This window comes from Prevotella sp. P5-50 (assembly GCF_002251295.1).
Classification (GTDB): Bacteria; Bacteroidota; Bacteroidia; order Bacteroidales; family Bacteroidaceae; genus Prevotella.
Genome location: NZ_NPJA01000033.1, coordinates 83,830 through 104,056, shown reverse-complemented (window position 1 = coordinate 104,056; position 20,227 = coordinate 83,830). Strand labels below are relative to the sequence as shown.

Sequence of the window (20,227 nt, the reverse complement as noted above, 5' to 3'; positions counted from 1 at the left end):
TTAAACAGAATAACAAATGAGACATATATATAAAGGACTTGCGTTGTGTGCAGCTTTGGTTGCAGGCTCAACAGGTGTTTATGCCCAAGAAGCCGAGACCGATACGCTCGACAAGGTGCAAGTGGCATTCCGCGCTGTCGATAAACAAGACCTTATGGGCGGTGTGTCGGTAATAGACATGAAGGAGATGGCCAAAAAGAACTATGCCACCAGCAGTATCGAGTATATCGAAAACGTGGTCGGCGGTGTCAATGGCGGTCTCTGGGGATATGGCGACTATCTCGTTGTGGTAGATGGAATGGTTCGCGATGCCAACAACGTGCTTCCACAGGAAATAGACCAAGTTACCCTGCTTAAAGGTTCGGCTGCCGTAGTGCTCTACGGACCACGTGCTGCTAAGGGTGTGTTGCAGATTACTACCAAGCGCGGACAGATGGGCGACCTCCGTATCAACGCACATGCTGACATGAGTATTGGTACTCCCATCTCGTTCCCCAAGTATCTGGGATCTGCTGAATATATGAGTTACTATAACCAAGCTCGTATCAATGACGGTTATGATAAGAACTATTCAGACGAGGAAATCTATAACTTCGCTTCTGGAAAGAATCCATACCGTTATCCTAACTTTGATATGTACGACAGCCAGTATCGTCGTGACTTCACCACTCGCTATGAGGGAATCGTCGAAGTTACCGGTGGTACAGAGCGTGTGAAGTACTACACTACTTTAGGTTACTATCGCAACAACGAACTGTTGAAGGTGGGTAATACCAAGGACAACTTTACCAGCCGTTTCTTCGTGCGTGGTAACATGGACGTGAAATTCAACGACTGGTTGTCTGCTAAGGCCGATGCTAATGTGACCTTCTACGATGCATTCGCTGCAAAGACTGATTGGTGGGGACAGGCCGCTACATTGCGTCCACATCTCGTTTCTCCATTGATTCCCATCAGTTTCATCGAGTCAACCGACAAAGTATCGCTCGGTTCGGTGATGAACAGTAACTACCTGCAAAATGGATTCTTCTTCGGTGGTACACAGTCGAACCCCACCAACCCTTATGCTGATGCTTTCGCAGCAGGTGACAACAAGTTTGTAAGTCGTCAGTTCCAGTTCAATACTGAGTTTGACATAAATCTCGCTGCACTGACACAGGGTCTGATGTTCCGTGCTAAATACGGTATCGACTATGCTTCTACCTACAACCAGGGTTATAGCAACAGCTATGCTACCTTCTCACCAACTTGGACTAACTATAACGGTCCTGACATGATTGGTAGCATCACCCAGTATGGTGAAGACAAGAAGACCGGTCAGCAGTATATCAGCGATTCTTCTTACCGCTATACTTATAATGTTAGCGGACAGTTTGATTGGGCTCGTACATTTGATGGCGTACACAACGTGTTCGCTATGGCACTCGCCAATGCTTGGCAGACTCAGCGCAATGGTCACTACCATCGCACTACCAATGCCAACCTCGGCTTGCAGTTGTCGTATAACTACGACCACACTTACTATTTTGACTTCAGCGCTGCTATGCCATATTCAACCAAGTTGCCTGCAGGCAACCGTGCTGCAATCTCTCCCACAGTGACTTTGGGATGGCGTCCTACTAAGGATGTGCTGAAAGATACTTTCGTAGATGATTTGATGGTGAACGTATCTGGTGGTATCATCAACCAGGATATCGACATCACTGCCAGCGATAACGAAGACGGATACTTCATGTATAAGACCATCTTACAGACTGGTGGATGGTATTCATGGGGTGACCTCGAAGGCGGTGCTGCTACTGAGTTCCAGCGTGGTGACAACTATGACATGGGCTTCGTAAAGCGTAAGGAGTTCTCTGTAGGTCTCCGCGGTTCGTTGCTCGACAAACTTATCACTTTTGACGTGAACTTCTTCACCAGCAAGATGGATGGTATGTTGACACGTGCCACTTCGCTCTTCCCGAACTACTTCACACAGACTGGTTATCCTACCTCTTCTATTATTCCTTATGTGAACTACAACATTGACAAACGTATTGGTGTTGACTTCAGTGTATATGGAAACAAGAAGATCGGTGAAGTGGATTTGAGCCTCGGTGTAAGCGGTACATGGTATAAGAGTACTGCCGACAAGCGCGACGAGAACATAGAGTTTGATTATCTCTCAGCTATTGGTCGTCCGCTCAACGGACTTTGGGGCTTGAAGAGCGATGGTTTCTTCAACTCACAGGAAGAAATCGATGCAGCTCCTGAGCAGACCTTCGGTGAGGTAAAACCTGGTGATATCAAGTATGTTGATATGAACAACGACGGTAAGATTGATGATAACGACCGCGTATTCCTCGGACGTTGGGACACTCCATTCCGCATGGGTCTGAACCTTACTGCTAAGTGGAAGAACTTCACCTTCTTTGCAATGGGTAACCTCTGGTTGGGTGGCCATGCCATGAAGAGCGACTCTTACTGGTGGGTTCGTGGTACAGGTAAGTACTCTGAGGTAGTTCGCAACGCTTGGACTCCCGAGACTGCTGCTACTGCCACTTATCCACGTCTGACCACTACCAATGGTGACAACAACTTCCGCTATTCAGACTTCTGGATGTACAGCACTGATCGCTTCAACCTCTCGCGCGTACAGATTACATACGCACTTCCAAGCAACCTCTTCGAAGGTTCGTTCGTACGTGGTATCGACGTTTATGTGGGTGGAAGCAACCTGCTGACCATTGCCAAGGAGCGTAAGATTCTGGAGACCAACATCGGTGGTGCACCTCAGATGCGCTCTTACAACATTGGTTTCAGAGCTTCGTTCTAATTAGTAACTCATAAATCAAAGAAAAATGAAAACATTCAAAAAAGTAGCAATACTTTCAACAATGATAGCTCCTTTGATGCTCTCGTTGACCAGCTGTGATGACTTGTTCAATCCAGCTCCAGAGAACTTTAAAGGCGAGGAAGACCTGAAGGATATGCCTTCATGGGCTGCCGGACTGTTGGCACATGCCTATATCAGCAATCCTTTGGGTAACGGTGGTGAGAGCTATCCTTGGTCGGAAACCGCTACGGACGATGCTGTTTCAAACGATGTGAACAACGGATTCCGTAAAATTGCAGGCGGTGCATGGCGCAAGGACAATAATCCTCTCGACCAGTGGCAGCATCTGCGTGCCTCTATGCAGTATATCAACCTGTTCCTCAAAACTTCTGAGGACGTGACTTGGGCAGCTGACGAAGTTTCGTCAAAACTCTATAAGATGCGTTTCCAAGGTGATGCCTATGGTATGCGCGCCCTCTATATCTATCACCTGCTCCGTGCTCACGCTGGATGGACAGAAGATGGCAAACTGCTGGGTGTGCCCATTCTGACTGAGCCTGAGAATGTGAATTCACAGTTCAACTATCCACGTAACACATTCCAAGAGTGTATCGCTCAGATTGATGCCGACGTGAATAAGGCTGTGGAATTGCTGCCTGAAGAATATGGTGACGTCAATGCTGATGGTGATGTGCCTGCCAAATACCAGCAACTCGGTGCTGCTGCTTCGCAGTACAACCGTGTGTTTGGTGTGACTGCAAAGAACCGTATGAGCGCACGCATTGCTAAAGCTGTACGTGCACAGGCTTACCTCTTGGCAGCCAGTCCTGCTTTTGCAGAAGGTTCTGGTGTGACCTGGGAACAAGCTGCCAAGGCTATGGCTGACGTTTGCAAATATTTAGGTTCTAATCCTGTCTCACAACTCGATCCTAAGGGTGATGACTGGTTTACCAATGCCGACGCTCTGAAGAACCTCGCTAATGGTCAGAATACTAATGAATGGCTCTGGCGTACTAATGCTGGCGAAAGCTCTGGCATGGAGGAGAATAACTTCCCACCAACTATGTTTGGTAAAGGTCGTATCAATCCTTCACAGAACCTCGTCGATGCTTTCCCCATGGCAAACGGTTATCCCATCAGCGCTGCTGCAGCAAACTATGATGCTCAGAATCCATACGCAAACCGCGACCCACGTTTGGCTAAGTTCATTGTGCTGAACAAGTCTATGTTTGGTGGCAAGGAAATCGTTACTGCTTTCGATGGTACTGACAACAATGCTATGGACAAGAAGGATGGTGAGTCAACACGTACTGGATACTACATGCGTAAACTTCTCAATGGTGATGTAAACTGTAATCCTACTTCAAAGCAGGGTAAACACCACATCAAACCACTCATGCGCTTCACAGAATTCTTCCTCGGATTTGCTGAGGCTGCTAATGAGGCATGGGGACCAAGAGACAGTCGTATGGGCTTCTCAGCATACGATGTGATGAAGGCTATCCGTGAACGTGCTGGCATCTGTGCCAACGTTGACGACCCCTATCTGAACGAATGTGCTGCCGATAAAGATAAGATGCGTGAACTGATTCACAACGAGCGTCGTATAGAACTCTGCTTCGAAGGATTCCGTTTCTGGGATCTCCGTCGTTGGAAGGCAGACTTGAATGAGACTGTCAAAGGTATGAAGATTACTGGCGACCCCGCACACTATGAGGTGGTTGACGTAGAAACACGTTCATACAAAGACTATATGTACTGGGGTCCTATCCCTTACAGTGAGACCCTGAAATATGATCAGCTCCAACAGAATAAGGGCTGGTAATCAATGACATTATTAATAAAAACTGAAAAACAATGAAAATGAATAATATCAAAGCGATGGTTGCCCTTGGGGTTCTGGCTCTTGCCTCTACTTCTTGTGAGAATGGCGATTGGGATTTCCCCGATTTCGAATATTCGACAACTTATTTCGCTTATCAGGGGGAACAGAACCCTATCCGTACCATTACTCTGGGTGAAGATCCTGAGTATGATACCAAACTGGACAATAACCACCAGTGTCAGATCATTGCCACAATGGGTGGTGTGTATGACAACAAAAACGATGTGATTATCCAGATTGCTGTTGACAACTCGCTTTGCGACGGTATGAAGTTTAAAGGCACAGATCAGCCTGTAGTGGCTATGCCTTCCAACTATTATAAACTTGCTGCCAATCAGATCGTTATCCCTAAAGGTAAGGTGATCGGTGGTGTGACTGTACAGTTGACCGATGATTTCTTCAACGATCCTAAAGCTACTGAACTCAACTACGTGATTCCTGTGAAGATGGTTAGCGCTGTGGGTGTTGACAGTATCCTCTCTGGTAAACCCAAAGAAGGTATTGAGAATCCTTCAATAACCAACCTTGGTGACTGGGATGTGGCTCCAAAGAACTACGTGCTCTATGCTGTGAAATATATCAGCAAGTACCAGTCAAACTATCTGCGTCGTGGTGTTGATAACTACGCTGACGGTAGAACAGTGGTACGTCATGCTGGATTCGTAGAGAAGGACGAAGTAGTGCTCAACCAGTTTAAGACTCTTGGTATCAATAGTGTACAGTGGGATCGTCCTGCAAAGGATAATGCCGGCAACAATATTGATTGCTTGTTGAAACTCGACTTCGATGGCAACGGTACTTGTACCGTATCGTCGAATGTAGAAGGTGTAACTGCTACTGGTACAGGCCAGTATGCTGATAAAGGTGATAAGAACAGTTGGGGTGGTAAAGACCGCGATGTGCTCTATCTTGACTACACCGTTGAGTATAGCGGCATCAAGTGTGCTACCAAGGATACATTAGTTGTTCGCGACCGTGGTGTGAAATCCGATTGGTTCGCCTTCGAAAAGTAATTAGGTTTCTGATTTAAACAATAACAAAAGTATGAAACATTCAAACAAGATTTTAGGAGCTATGCTGCTGGCTACTGCCGCTCTCGCCACTTCGTGTGTCGATGACGACAAGCTGGGCTATGCTTTCGAAAAACCAGCCTCTATTGCAGGCATGGAATATCTTGCAGACTACGACGCATTAAAAACATACGTCAACCGTTCAGAGCACCCCAACTTCAAGTTGGGTGTGGCTTTGGCTGCCTCTGACTATAATGCTGACGGTCTGGTGACCCGTTTGGCCAACTCTAACTATGACGAGATGACTGCGGGCAACGCTATGAAGTACGCTTCATGTGTGAAAGATGATGGCAAGATGGACTTCGGTACCGTTGAAGCCTTTGTCAACAACGCTAAAGAAAATGGTATTACCATCTATGGTCATACGCTGGCTTGGCATGCACAGCAGAACAATAACTATCTCAATGGTATTATAGCTGCCAAGGAAATTGAGGTGGATCCAGATGCTAAGGTTGATAAGATTGACTATGAGCAAGATTGGAGTACTGCCTCTGGCTATTATTTCTGGGCTCCAGATGAGGTAAAGGCCAATATCAAGGTTAACACCGTAGAAGGTGCTCTTCAGATTGACAACGCTAAAGCTATTGACAACTGGATGGTTCAGTATCATGTGGCTGATCGTCTGCCCACTGTTGCTGGTAATACCTATAAGTTGAAGATGACTATCAAGGCTACTGGTCAAGGTACCATGAGTTGGGGCGTTGGCGGCTGGGGTGGTCGTGCAGAAGGCTCTTTCGGTTTCGATACAGAATGGAAAGAGTTTGAGAAAGAGTTTGTGGCCACTGCCGATGGTGGATTTGTTCTCTGTCAGACTGGTCAGTTTGTAGGTTCCATCTATATCAAGAACGTTCAGATTACTCACTCTGAATCTCCTGTAATGGAAGTCTTCAAAGACTATATCACCAATGGCGCAATGGAAAGCGGTAAGTCAATGGATAACTTTGTGGTGGCTGAAGCTGGTAAAGGGCAATTCACTCCAACAGCTGTTGCCGGAGGTCCAGAAGGTAAGAACTGCATCGTAATCCATGGTAATGCTAATGCTGCAAATGAATGGGATACTCAGTTCTTCATCTATACTCCAAAGATAAATTGGAAGGCTGGTGACCAATATAAGATTTCATTCTACTACAAGGCTTCCGAGAACATCGGTTCTGCTACTCAGTGTCACGGTGCTCCTGGCGGTTATATCCACTGGGCTTGTCTCCCTGCCAATCCCAACTTTACTACCAAGTGGCAGAAGTATGAGATGACAGGAACCATCCCCTCACAGGTTACAGATGCTAACCCCATGCACTCCATTGCCTTCAATCTCAACATAGGTAAGGTTGATCACGCTGTTGACTACTATTTCGCTGACGTACATTGGGGCGTAATGGAGAAAACCAACAAGATTGAACTCACCGATGAAGAGAAGAAGGATACCTTGACTTGGGCTATGGATCAGTGGATTACTGGTATGATGAAGGCAACCAACGGCTATGTTACATCATGGGACGTTGTCAATGAGCCTCTTGCTGGTGATGACCTTGATGGTGATGGCAAGTATGACTTGCAGTCGGCTACTCGTGGTACAGTGAGCGAGAAAGATGCTGCCAACAACTTCTATTGGCAGGATTACCTCGGTGATGTTGACTATGTGCGCACCGCTGTGAAACTGGCTCGTCAGCGCTTCGCTGAGAATGGTGGTGAAGGTGAACTGAAACTCTTCATCAACGACTATAATCTCGAGTCTGATTGGGATGATAATATGAAGGCTAATTCGCTCGTGAAGTGGATTGAGGAATGGGAGAAAGACGGTACTAAGATTGATGGTATCGGTACGCAGATGCACATCTCTTACTATGCTAACGAGGCTACACGCAACTCGAAGTTCCAGCACATTGTGAAGATGTTCGAAATCCTTGCAGCTTCAGGTAAACTCGTGAAGATCTCTGAACTTGATCTGGGTTATGTGGATGCAGACGGTAACAAGCTGAAGACACAGGATCTTACTGATGAGCAACACAGAGAGATGTCTGAATACTACAAGAATGTTATTGCAGCATACTTCAAGTATGTGCCTGCTGCACAGCAATACGGTATCACCAACTGGTGTATTACCGATGCTCCTGCCAACAGTGGATGGCGTCCAGGCGAGCCTGTTGGACTTTGGGACAGCAACTACAACCGCAAACATTGCTATGCTGGTTATGCTGACGGTCTGGCTGGCAAAGGCACCGTAGAATAAGAAACTAGTTTTTATTAATACTTCAAGGATAACGTGTTTATCCGGCACGAGGACTGTGTCTCTGACACGGTCCTCGTTTGTTTATCTACTTTTATGGTGTAAAGATGCTCTTATCTGACAAAAATTGAGTATCTTTGCATGTCTAAAACTATGGATAGATGAATGATTTAAAACAAATGATTATTGGGGTGGGGGCTTGTTGCTTCCTGCTATTCCTAATGGGGTGTGGCGGTATGCGTAAACCTGCAAAACAAAGCCAAGCGCTGCCCAGCATTTTTCCCGATTATACTGATGTGACTATTCCATCAAATATCGCACCACTCAACTTCATGATAGAAGGAGCTGAACATATTCAGGCGCGTTTCCTTGTGGCGGAAAAGGAATTATTGGCTGTGTATGGCGACGAAGTTATTGATATTCCCGAAGACGACTGGAAACACCTGTTACAACAGACAGTTGGAAGGAAAATGCAGGTAGAGGTGGCTGTCTGGGATGAAAAGCATCCAGATGGTATCGGTTATCGTCCATTTAATATTTCTGTGGCAAAGGATAGTATTGATCCTTGGATTGCCTATCGACTGATAGAACCGGGGTATGAAGCATGGCAATTCATGGGCATCTACCAACGTGAGCTTGGTAGTTTTTGTGAGCGCGAGATCGTATCTAATAAAACTACAACAAGTGCTTGCATCAACTGTCATCATTTCGACCGACGCTCAGCGAAACGCATGATGTTTCATGCCCGTGGAGAGAATGGTGGCACAATAATTCTTGATCAGGGGCAACTGAAAAAGGTGGATCCAAAGAAAATGGGACCACAGAAAGGTGCTGTCTATCCTGCATGGCATCCCGAAGGCAGATACATCGCTTTTTCATCGAACACCACCAACCAAACCTTCTTCGGTCAGGGGCGTCAGCCACTAGAAGTCTATGACCGTGCCTCAGACTTGATATTGTATGATACTAAAGAGAATCAGGTGACTGCAGACAATCGTTTTCTCAATGAAGAAAGAATGGAGACCTTCCCTGCTTGGTCACCCGATGGTAAGTGGCTCTATTTCTGTTCGGCACCTGCCAAGAAACTTCCTGATGAGCGCAAGGAGATGCATTATTCTATCCTGCGCGTGGCTTTCGACAGTCAAACAGGACTGTTGGGAGAACAGGTCGATACCTTATATAATGCACGTATGGAAGGAGGAAGTGCTTCGTTCCCACGAATCTCTCCCGATGGTCGATACCTGTTGTTTACTTTGGCGGACTATGGCACATTTCCTATTTGGCACAACGAGGCTGACCTGAAAATGATAGATTTAACTACGGGTAAACCTGTGGATGTGGATGCGTGGAATGCAAAGGATCAGACAGATAGCTATCATGCGTGGTCTGCCAATAGCAGATGGGCAATGATTGCCAGCCGGCGTCTTGATGGTCGTTATACTCGTGTATATTTCGGTTACCTCGATGCTAATGGCAAGGCACACAAGCCTTTCTTGTTGCCACAGAAAGATCCGCGCAGCAATACGCTGCGATTGAAATCATATAATATTCCTGACTTTGTGGATGGCAGGGTGGAAATGCCCCAAGAGGTAGTAGAACTATTTCGTTGTCCCGATAAACTGATACAATGATGAAAATTCCCAAAATATCAACATCTGTGGCAATGGCTTTGTCTGCCCTTGCTCTCTTTGTAAGCCTTTGGCTCGTATGGTATAATAATTTTTATTATGTCCTGAAATGGATGGAGAATTATACTTTCTATAGTTCTTCGTCTGACATGATATTCCTTGGTGCGGTAATGCCAGGAGACGTGTTGAAGGTTGTTGGAGCCTGGCTGATACAGTTCTATTATTATCCAGTAGTAGGTGCTACTGTTCAGGCATTGCTTCCTGTCATGGTGTTTCTGGCTGCAGCTATTGTTGTGGTGCGCCTTTTCAAGGAATCGCGTAAACTCTTGTGGATAGCCATGATTCCTGTGGTCTATGTTGTGGGCAGCCAGTTCTGGGATAATGAATTGGACAAGACACTTACTGCCGTATTGGTTTCATGGGGCGTAGCCTTGATAGTATTCATCCTAACACTAAAAAATCGCAGAATATTCCATTTCCCGTCATTTATCTCGAATGGTTATGTGGCTGTGGTGGCCACGTTAATGCTCTTATTGGTTTCGGTCTATCAACTTGGTTATAAAGATAAATCCAACAATATACATGCGTTCTATTGTCAGTTGGAATGTCTTGCAGAAGACCGGCAATGGGATGAAATACTGGAACTTACACCTCCTGGGGTTGCACAAGAGAGTTTTATAGCCAGACGATTTGCCTTACTGGCTTTGATAGAGAAGGGACGTTTGAACAAAGAGATGTTCCTCTATGGCGTGACATCTGCGGAGGACTTTATCTTCAAAGATCATGACGAACCGCTCTGCCGCCATTTCAATAGCCTGTTTTTCCGTTCGATGAATATGCCCAATGAGGTTGTTAGACAGAGTTTTCAACAGCAGATACTATCAACCTTCGGTACCAGTTTTAATGTACTTCGACGATTGGCAGTAACCAATTTGGAAATAAAAAACTATCCGTTGGCAAAGAAATACCTTGATATATTGAGTCATTCGACCGTGATGAAGTCATGGGCAGAAGAACGTCGTCCGCAGTTGGAAGCCATTAAAAATGCTAAGCCCGACTATGAACAACGGTTGGATCAATTCTATTCTGCTGATCTTCTGGTAGCTATGGTAGCTATGGCAGACCGCTATCCGACAGAACGGAAATATGCAGATGTGCTGCTTTGCGCTCTATTGGCCAATAAAGACGGTAATCAGTTTTATCCAGCCTTTAAGGTTATTGCTGAACGACAATATGCGCACGGAGAACCTATTCCTGCCTATTATGAGCAGGCATTGATGTTGGTAGCGGCCTCAGAACCCGAGGTGATGCAACTCTACAAGATTAGTCAGCAGACGCAGGATGCTTTTCAGAATGTGATGAAATTGCTCAACAGTGGACAGAAATCGCAACTTCCCAACTTGCTCCCTAATTCTTTCTGGGCATATTTCTTTTAAAAGAGAATATGAAGTTTTAGATTGAATTTAACCCAAATCGGTCGTTAGAATTCGCAAGACAACTTTTTCTGATGACCGATTTGGGGTTTGTGTTTATTTTTTCATTCGTACCAGTTCTTATTGGTATTTTGAGGCTTAATGTTGAGTAATTCAAACTTTTTGTTTATCTTTGCATAAGAATTCTTTTCACCCATGCCTTGATTATTGTGAGGCAGAATAGATATGGGGGGAAAATAGCGTATGGAATATCAAGAAACAGAGAATAAATAAGAAAACTACTCGTTAAAAGAACAACAAAAAATGGAATGGATTGAAAGTCTTTTTACTATACACTCAGCAGTACAGACTGTAGTGGTGCTGTCGCTCATTACCTCTTTAGGACTTGCCCTTGGTAAAATTCATATCAGAGGCATTTCGCTAGGCATGGCTTTTGTGTTTTTTATAGGTATTGTGGCAGGAAGCCTGCATTTTTCTGCTGACGAACAAATGCTGACATTTGCTGAGACATTCGGCTTGTCGCTATTTGTTTATGCCTTAGGACTGCATGTGGGTCCCAACTTTATTGGTATGATGCGTCACGAAGGTACGAAACTCAATATATGGAGTATGGGAGTAATTGCGCTTGGCACGGTCATGGCGCTATCGTTATGTCTGGTATTGCCCATTTCAGTACCTGATATGGTCGGACTCCTCTGTGGTGCTACCACCAATACTCCGGCACTTGGTGCAGCCCAACAGGCACTTTCCAATGCCCATCTGTCGCATAGCGGTGCTGCACTGGGTTGCGCTGTGACCTATCCGCTTGGTGTGGTTGGTGTGATATTTGTTATGATTCTGTTGCGAAAATTCTTTGTCAAACCGGAAGATTTGCAACCTCATAATAAAGATGATGAAGACCAGACATTTGTTGGGCAGTATGAAGTGGTGAATCCTGCCATTTCGTGTAAAACGATTGCTGAAATATCGCAGATGACACACCGTCAGTTTATTATCTCGCGCATATGGCGTGGAGACCGTGTGATAGTACCTATTGCCTCTACCGAATTACAAATAGGTGATAATGTGCTTGTGGTGACTAAACGTGATGAGGTGTCTGCCATGGATATTCTCTTTGGTAAACGCGTAGTGAAAGACTGGAATAGGGAGCAGATAGACTGGAACTCTATAGATTCATCGGTGGAGAGTCGTGTAATTGTCATGACACAAGTAAAACTCAATGGTAGAACGCTCGGTTCACTCCATATCCGACAGACTTATGGGGTTAATGTGAGTCGTGTGATGCGTGGCGATATCAAACTGCTTGCTACCGATGCTCTCCATTTGCAATATGGTGACCGAGTGACCGTGGTTGGTACTCCAGATAATCTTGACCATGCAGAAGCTTTCTTAGGTAACGCAGTACAAGTGCTCAACGAACCTAATCTCGGAGCCATCTTCTTCGGATTACTGTTGGGACTTGCCTTAGGAATGATTCCGTTTTCTATTCCAGGAATGAGTACTCCTGTGAAACTTGGAATTGCCGGTGGTCCGATTATTATGGGAATTTTGATAGGTGCCTTGGGGCCTCGTGTACATTTCATTAGTTATACTACGCGGTCGGCGTCGCTCATGTTGCGCAAGTTGGGACTTTCGCTTTATCTGGCCTGTCTGGGCCTGGCTGCCGGTAAGGATTTCCTTGCAACCATCATACGTCCTGAAGGTTTACTGTGGGTAGGAGTTGGTCTATTGCTTACTATGCTTCCACTTCTTATCATAGGCATTATTGCCCTGAAGGCCAAGAAATTTGATTTCGGTACTATATGTGGTCTGCTCTGTGGTTCGATGGCAAACCCCATGGCGTTGGGTTATGCCAACGAGACCATTGAGGGCGAACATGTTGCCGTGGCCTATACTTCGGTTTATCCTCTCGGTATGTTTGTAAGAGTGATAATTGCTCAGGTGATTATCATGTTTATGGTTTAGAACGTAGGGGAAAGGTGAAGTAGAACTTTTCCCTTTTGTTGCATAAGGACAAAAAATAAGCCGCTAGACTCTCGTCTAGCGGCTTTTTCTCTCAATTCGTAGCGAATTAGTTTACGCTATCAGTTGCAACGCTATCAACTGCAGTGCTGTCAGCAACGCTGTCAACAGCAGCTACAGAATCGGTGTCAACCTCAGCAGTCTGAGCTTTGTTACCACATGATGCGAAAGAGATAGCTGCAATAGCTACGAACATAAATACCAATTTTTTCATTTTTCTTTGCTTTTTAAATCTGTAAAACAATCATTTGTTTATTAAAACGTTGCAAAGGTAGGCATTTTTTCAATACGTTGTTCTTTTTTTTAAGACTTTTTTTAGTGTTGTTTTGTAACTTTTTCGCAAAGTGTTGATATACAGGTATATACGAAATGTTAAAATTTGGATAATCTTGGCGCATTTCTTAAAAAACAGCGAAAAACCCGTTTTTTGCATTTACTTGAGCACATTGTCTTTTACCCAATTTGCCTCTAAATTGCCGTTCTATGGGCAATTTAGGCAATCATCAACCAAGAAAGCGCCGTTTATATCGCTTTTTACTATCCCTGTATTAGCAGTTTTGTGTAGGTTGCGTCTCTCTCTTACTTACTTTTGTTCTCCCATCGTGTTCCTATTATCGTCCGTCAGTTATGGGACTTGCTTGGGATTTACTTATGACTTACTTGGGATTGACGTGGTAAATAGGCTGTGTGCCTATAGGAACTGAGTTCCCGAAGACATCCCGAACTCATCCCGACGGTATAAGATAGGTATAGTAATTATTGGAAGTGCTTAATTAGGGTCCGGAGAATGGAATGTAGAAAGAAAAACTCAATTTTCTTTTTGTATTCTACTCACTTAACCGTACCTTTGACCTGTCGGTCTTAGGTACTCACGTTCGATAATCCAAAAGAAAAACTTAATTTTCTTTTTGTATTCTACTCACTTAATCGTGCCTTTGACCTGTCGGTCTTAGGTACTCACGTTCGATAATCCAAAAGAAAAACTTAATTTTCTTTTTGTATTCTACTCACTTAATCGTACCTTTGACCTGTCGGTCTTAGGTACTCACGTTCGATAATCCAAAAGAAAAACTTAATTTTCTTTTTGTATTCTACTCACTTAATCGTACCTTTGCACGAGAAAACGTAATATATATAAATAAGGTATGATTGATACATCGGCATTTCAAGGTAAACGAGCCGCCTATTTTACTTTGGGTTGTAAACTGAACTTTTCTGAAACATCGACTTTTGGAAAGATGCTCCATGATATGGGAGTGACAACAGCACAGAAAGGTGAACGGGCAGACCTCTGTCTCATTAATACATGCTCTGTTACGGAGGTTGCCGACCATAAATGCCGTCAGGCAATTCATCGTTTGGTGCGCCAGAATCCTGGTGCTTTTGTTGTCGTTACGGGGTGTTATGCTCAGTTGAAACCTCAAACGGTGAGTGAAATAGAAGGGGTAAGTCTTGTGCTTGGTGCTAACGAGAAGGCGCAACTCATCCAGTTCCTCTCAGAGAAATGGGGTGAAGAGTTGGGTAGAGCCGATATTTCTGTTTCCGATGGGCAGGATGAAAAGACTAAATCCGGAGAAGGCCACTATTTTGTGCAGAAAACCAAAGATATCAAGAGTTTTGCACCCAGTTGTTCACGAGGCAATCGCACTCGCTATTTCTTGAAAGTACAGGATGGTTGCGATTATTTTTGCACCTATTGTACCATTCCATACGCACGTGGCTTCAGCCGCAATCCAACCATCGCCTCTCTGGTGGAACAAGCAGAGCAGGCAGCTGCCGAAGGCGGCAAGGAAATTGTGTTGACTGGTGTGAACATCGGAGACTTTGGAAAGACTACCGGTGAAAGCTTTGTAGATTTGGTTAAGGCATTGGATGGAGTGAAAGGAATCTCACGTTACCGTATCAGTAGTCTTGAACCCGACTTGATGAGCGATGAACTCATCGACTATTGTGCTCAGAGTCGTGCTTTCATGCCCCATTATCACATACCGCTACAGAGTGGAAGTGATATGGTATTGAAATTGATGCACCGCCATTACGACCGTCAACTCTTTGCCGATAAGATACATCGCATCAAGGAAGTAACACCTGAAGCTTTTATCGGTGTGGATGTTATGGTGGGGTGTAGAGGCGAAACACCAGAATGCTTTGAGGAAACATTTGAATTCCTGCAATCGCTTGATGTTACCCAGCTTCACGTGTTCCCTTATTCAGAGCGTCCTGGAACATCGGCACTCTCCATTCCCTATGTGGTCAGCGATCAAGATAAGCGTGAGCGTAGTAGAAGACTGTTGGAACTCTCCGATCAGAAGACCGAAAATTTCTATCGCCAGTTTATTGGCACTACAGCCGAAGTTCTGTTTGAAAAGGCACCACGAGGCAAAGCCATGCATGGATTCACCAAAAACTACGTTCGTGTGGAACTTCCTGCCGCAGAAGCACGTGAGGAATATGACAACCAGCTGATGACCGTCAGACTTGGCGACTTCAATCACGATCATAGTGCCCTACGTGTTACATTAAAATAAACAAGAACATCACAACTCAATATCACAACCCGCAAAAGATGGATAAACTGGCAATTGTTATTCTCAACTGGAACGGACAGAAAATGTTGCATCAATATCTGCCTTCCGTTCTACAATACTCCAAGGATGAAGCTGTAATCTATGTGGCAGATAATGCCTCGACAGACCAATCGCTCGCTATGCTTGCCAGCGAGTTTCCATCGTGCAGAACCATTCCTCTTGATAAAAACTGGGGATTTGCTGAAGGCTACAATAAAGCGTTGAAACAGATAGACGCAGAGTATTATCTGCTGCTCAACTCTGATATTGAGGTGACCCATCATTGGCTGACACCCCTTATCGAGTTTATGGATGTACATCCTGAAGTGGCAGCCTGTCAGCCTAAGCTCCTTTCCATCTATGACCGCGACCGATTTGAGTATGCTGGAGCAAGCGGAGGTTTCATCGACTGTTATGGTTATCCCTTCTGTCGCGGACGTGTGTTCGAGACGGTAGAACAGGATAACGGACAATATGATTTCCGGCAGGAAATACATTGGGCAACAGGTGCTGCTATGATGATTCGTTCTGCCGACTATTGGGCTGTGGGCGGACTTGACGGTCGTTTCTTTGCGCATAATGAGGAAATCGACCTCTGTTGGCGATTGCGTATTAGCGGACGAAAGATATATTGCTTGCCAGAGAGTTACGTCTATCATGTGGGAGGAGGAACGCTCCCTAAGGGCAATCCCATGAAGACCTTCCTCAATTTCCGCAATAATCTTACCATGCTTTATAAATGTCTGCCCGATAAACAGCTTCACAAGGTGATGCTGATACGTTGGGTGCTTGACTATGTGGCTGCATGGAAGTCGCTCCTGCTTGACCGTAATGTCAGCGAGTTCCTGGCTGTTTATCGTGCACGCCATGCCTTCCGCCGTTGGCGTAAGGATTTTGCAGAAGACCGTAAAACAATTCAGGCCGGCAGAACTTCTGCCAGCCTGACGGATACTTGTACGTTTAGTATTCTTTGGCAGTATTATGCCAAAGGGCGCAAACGTTATTCGGATTTTGTTTGACGGAGCTTTTCCGTTACCACAACGGGATTCATGAGGTCTTTCTTCCACAACTGGAGATAGTCGAACCAGTCTTTGGCAGAATGATAGCCAAAGGTCTCGTTGTCAGAACCGAACGTGATATAGTAGCGCATGGCCTTATCGATACCGCCGATGACATAAGGATAGTTGTCTTTGTTGGCAGGCTGTTCGCTCACAACATGTTTCATGGGAAGGCAAATGCCCAATCCAACTGTTTCGCGCTTATGACCTACAGAATCTTTGGCAGATACCGTCCAGTCAGAACCCCAACAACCGCGTAGTCCCTCATGATCGGAATATTCCGTTGAGTTTTTTATATTGATGATACCTGTAGAAAATTGATGGTTGGCAACTGCTTGTCTGAAAAATACATCAACTTGGCAGTCTCGGCGACCAGCATAGAGCGTGTAGCGTGTGGTCATCGTTATAGGATAGGGATGGAAAGCGTTGTTGCCCGTTTTGTCTTTCCAACCATCGTCCACCACTTCTACTATCGTGCGTAAGGGCCCGTAGCTGATGATGCGTTCTGTGCGATGATCCACATCCTCCAACAGGGTAGGCTGCTGTCCGTCCCATCCGCGCATAGTGCCCAGTCCAAATGTGTTACCCACCCAGAGCACGTCGTCACCATAGCCTGCCTCCTTTTGCTGCTTGTTGGTGTAGAATTGTGTTTCCTTCAGTTCCAGTCCCTTACGGTATTTTCCATAGAGATCTACGGTCTGACGATGATCGAAATAGATGCGATAAGCCACTAACTCGTTTTCAAAGGCTGGTCCGTGGTGATGCATCTGCCAGTAAGGGTTTGTGCCGTTCTCAACGGTCAGACTGCTGATAAACAGGTTTTGCTCGTTGTTGGACTTTACTTTCTTGTTGAGCAGTATCATATCAGCATACACCAGAGGCTTGTATTTTCTTGGTTTTCCGCTGTTGAGCAGTTCTACGTTGTAGGTTGTCGTAGATTTCTTTGGCATATCTGCCATGAAACAGAGTTCATCGTAACAGCCGTCACCATTGAGGTCGTCCAGCTGAGATGCAATTTCCTGCCCGTTCATTTTAACGATGGCTTGACGGATGTCAGTACCGTATGGAGCAAGATTAATCACGATGGGTTGGGCGGTACGCTCCGTCTTCATGGTGTTTTTTACAGTAATGTCTAATTGTTTCTGTGCCATAAGTACACAGCAAGACAAGCCACAGAGGGCAATAGTTGCTATTTTACGTTTCATATACCGAAAATCTCTTATGTTTGTTTTCTGATTAGTTTTTCTTGTGCAAAATTAGCCTTTTTACCTTGTTTTTTATCTTTTTTTTGCTTAAAACTTGGAATATAAAATATTTTTTAGTAAATTTGCGGTGTATTTTAACATTATATAATATTACAAAGACGGCCTTTTTTATATCAATGCGGAAAACTTATATACTTTTGTCGGTTGTGATGCTGATATGCCTCGGTTGCGAGTGGCGCCTGAAATCGGGCGATACTGAAATGGGGCATGACCAGTCGTTGATAGACCGATATGATCGTATTGAGATGCTTTATCTGACCACTGGCGATTATTCCGCTTTGCAGCAGATGCAATCCGACTATCCTGGTCAAACTCGGATGTTGATAGAGGATGTGTTGCATATAGGCCATGTGAATGATGTTGGCATCAACCAACGTTTCCGCCATTTCTTCTGCGATTCTACGCTTCAGCGCTTGTTGGCAGATGTACAGGTGGAGTTTGCCAGTCTTGATGATGTGTCGCATGACTTGCAGAAGGCTTTCAAGCGCATGAGAAAAGAGTTTCCCGATATCGTGCTTCCTACCATCTATACTCAGATTGGTTCTTTTGACCAGAGCATAGTAGTAGATAGCAATATGGTTGGTGTCTCGCTCGATAAGTATTTAGGTGCCGACTATCCATTTTATCTGCAGCATTATTCTGACGCGCAGCGTGCGATGATGACTCGTCAGATGATAGTTCCCGATTGTGTGGCATTCTATATTTTGAGTATGTTCCCAACACCTGATGGCTTGACCAAAGCGGAAATACATCGTGAGCTGCGTGCTGGAAAAATTCAATGGGTTGCTAATCAGATTGTTGGAAGGCGTGCTTTTCGTAATCCAGAAGTTGATGCAATAGATCGCTATATGAAGTCTAATCGACACAAGTCTATTCAGCAGTTGCTCAACAGTCACGATGCTATCGTGGAATGAGCAACCACGTTTCTTTAGATGGTTGCCCTTTGTACTTTAGAATCCCATAGTTTTTATTTGTGCCCTTTTCTTTGAGAATCTTATGTAAAGAAATTGTGCTAATATTTGTCGTTTAGCTCCATTACAGTATTACAGTATTACAGTTTCTGAAAACTATTTTTTAGGCTTATATAATGGATTTTTCATGTTTTTGCTTAGCAAAAATGCTGGAAACCCATTGTTTTTGCTTTTTGAAAACTGTAATACTGTAATACTGTAATGGGTGTAAGATAATGTGGTGTAAATATATACTCAGCGTTGGGTGCTTCAAAAACGGGGCTGATACCATCATATAATGATTGCTATTAATCCCCAATTGTTCATAAGACTATTGCCAGTCATAAAACCTTATTGATATCCGAGTGCATGATAGAGCCGGCCTTGTTGGGCATGTGTCCTCGTCATATAGTTTAGAAGGCGGTCGGTAAACTCATGGTTTTTCAATCCCCATTGTGGGGCAATCTTCATCTCTTTTGGCGATTGCGACACGAAACGCTCTACCACGATGTCAGGTCTTAGTCTTTCCAAATAGGCTGTAACCAAACGGATGTATTCATCAACGTTATAGAGCGGAAAAGGATTTTGTTGGTATAGGCGTGCCAATGGTGTGCCTTTAATGATTTGCAATTGATGGATTTTTAATAAGTCGAGTGGTAGGGCAGATATCAAATCGGCTTGGCGCATGCTTTCTTTCTCATCTTCACCAGGAAGTCCCAATATGACGTGCCCACCAGTAAGTATGTCTCTGTCATGAGTTGCTTTGATTGCTTGACATGATGTCTCAAAAGTATGTCCGCGGTTGATGAGTTGCAGCGTGGTGTTGTTGGCAGACTCGATGCCGTATTCCACGATGAGAAAGGTCTGTTGGTTCAGTTGTTCCAGATAGTTGAGTGTTGTTGCGTCTATGCAGTCTGGGCGTGTGCCGATGACCAGTCCTACCACGTTTTCTACGTCAAGAGCTTCCTCGTAGCGGCGTTTCAGTGTGTCTATATCTGCATAAGTGTTGGAGTACGCTTGAAAATATGCCAGATATTTCATATCCGGATATTTATGACTGAAAAACTGTTTTCCCTCTTCCAGTTGTGTAGTGATGGATTTCTCAGGATTACAGTATGATGGATTGAAGGTACGGTTGTCGCAGAAGATACACCCTCCTGTACTGATGTGTCCATCTCGGTTGGGACAAGAGAAACCAGCATCAACGGCAATCTTCTGTACGCGAAATGGAAACTGTTGCCGTATCCATGTACTGTAGGAGTTGTAGCGCATGTTGTAGGAAGATAAGGAAAGTAAAGAATATAAAAAAA

General features: G+C 44.7%; 13 protein-coding genes. 10 read left to right on the top strand and 3 right to left on the bottom strand.

All coding sequences use genetic code 11. The features are described from left to right. Window positions 1-16 precede the first annotated feature (16 nt). The 7 genes from CIK88_RS07595 to CIK88_RS07565 all read left to right on the top strand — a co-directional run bounded on the left by CIK88_RS07595 (window position 17) and on the right by CIK88_RS07565 (window position 13,020). Window positions 17-2,815 (top strand): SusC/RagA family TonB-linked outer membrane protein, encoded by a 2,799-nt coding sequence (locus CIK88_RS07595; RefSeq protein WP_094390584.1) that lies wholly within the window; start codon window positions 17-19, stop codon window positions 2,813-2,815. A gap of 25 nt (window positions 2,816-2,840) precedes the next feature. After that, on the top strand, window positions 2,841-4,640 hold the full coding sequence (locus CIK88_RS07590) for a RagB/SusD family nutrient uptake outer membrane protein (RefSeq protein ID WP_094435581.1): 1,800 nt from the start codon (window positions 2,841-2,843) through the stop codon (window positions 4,638-4,640). Window positions 4,641-4,672: 32 nt separating this feature from the next. Beyond that, complete coding sequence (locus CIK88_RS07585) at window positions 4,673-5,713, top strand: DUF5627 domain-containing protein (protein ID WP_094390582.1); 1,041 nt, start codon at window positions 4,673-4,675, stop codon at window positions 5,711-5,713. Window positions 5,714-5,744: 31 nt separating this feature from the next. After that, the gene (locus tag CIK88_RS07580) at window positions 5,745-7,997 is read left to right on the top strand and encodes an endo-1,4-beta-xylanase (RefSeq protein ID WP_094435579.1); all 2,253 of its coding nucleotides are present in this window, start codon (window positions 5,745-5,747) and stop codon (window positions 7,995-7,997) included. A gap of 158 nt (window positions 7,998-8,155) precedes the next feature. Further along, entirely contained in the window at window positions 8,156-9,625 is a 1,470-nt protein-coding gene (locus CIK88_RS07575) for a PD40 domain-containing protein (protein WP_094390580.1), read from the top strand. Further along, entirely contained in the window at window positions 9,622-11,058 is a 1,437-nt protein-coding gene (locus tag CIK88_RS07570) for a DUF6057 family protein (protein ID WP_094435577.1), read from the top strand. Before CIK88_RS07575 ends, CIK88_RS07570 begins: the two co-directional genes overlap by 4 nt. 300 nt (window positions 11,059-11,358) lie before the next feature. Continuing rightward, window positions 11,359-13,020, top strand: a complete 1,662-nt coding sequence (locus tag CIK88_RS07565; protein ID WP_094390578.1) for a putative transporter — start codon at window positions 11,359-11,361, stop codon at window positions 13,018-13,020. A gap of 106 nt (window positions 13,021-13,126) precedes the next feature. On the opposite strand, the gene CIK88_RS12460 is transcribed toward CIK88_RS07565, so the two are convergent. After that, a complete protein-coding gene (locus CIK88_RS12460) occupies window positions 13,127-13,291 on the bottom strand; it encodes a hypothetical protein (RefSeq protein WP_173815123.1) in 165 nt (54 codons plus the stop codon). Window positions 13,292-14,222: 931 nt separating this feature from the next. Between CIK88_RS12460 and mtaB the strand changes: the two genes are divergently transcribed. Together mtaB and CIK88_RS07555 are read left to right on the top strand one after the other, a co-directional pair. Further along, window positions 14,223-15,605, top strand: coding sequence for a tRNA (N(6)-L-threonylcarbamoyladenosine(37)-C(2))-methylthiotransferase MtaB (gene mtaB / locus CIK88_RS07560; RefSeq protein ID WP_094435575.1), 1,383 nt, complete (start codon window positions 14,223-14,225; stop codon window positions 15,603-15,605). 38 nt (window positions 15,606-15,643) lie between these two features. Next, on the top strand, window positions 15,644-16,663 hold the full coding sequence (locus tag CIK88_RS07555; RefSeq protein WP_094435573.1) for a glycosyltransferase family 2 protein: 1,020 nt from the start codon (window positions 15,644-15,646) through the stop codon (window positions 16,661-16,663). On the opposite strand, the gene CIK88_RS07550 is transcribed toward CIK88_RS07555, so the two are convergent. Then, window positions 16,645-17,907 carry a DUF4861 domain-containing protein gene (locus tag CIK88_RS07550; protein ID WP_094435571.1) on the bottom strand — a complete coding sequence of 421 codons (1,263 nt, stop codon included), beginning with the start codon at window positions 17,905-17,907 and terminating at the stop codon, window positions 16,645-16,647. The two genes, CIK88_RS07555 and CIK88_RS07550, sit on opposite strands and share 19 nt — an antisense overlap. Window positions 17,908-18,083: 176 nt before the next feature. Here CIK88_RS07550 and CIK88_RS07545 point away from each other — a divergent pair, with 176 nt between their 5' ends. Continuing rightward, a complete protein-coding gene (locus CIK88_RS07545; RefSeq protein ID WP_094390574.1) occupies window positions 18,084-18,881 on the top strand; it encodes a hypothetical protein in 798 nt (265 codons plus the stop codon). 387 nt (window positions 18,882-19,268) lie between these two features. Here the strand turns inward: CIK88_RS07545 and CIK88_RS07540 are convergent, their stop codons facing one another. Next, window positions 19,269-20,189: a TIGR01212 family radical SAM protein gene (locus tag CIK88_RS07540; protein WP_094435569.1), complete on the bottom strand. Its 921-nt coding sequence runs from the start codon at window positions 20,187-20,189 to the stop codon at window positions 19,269-19,271. Window positions 20,190-20,227: the final 38 nt, after the last annotated feature.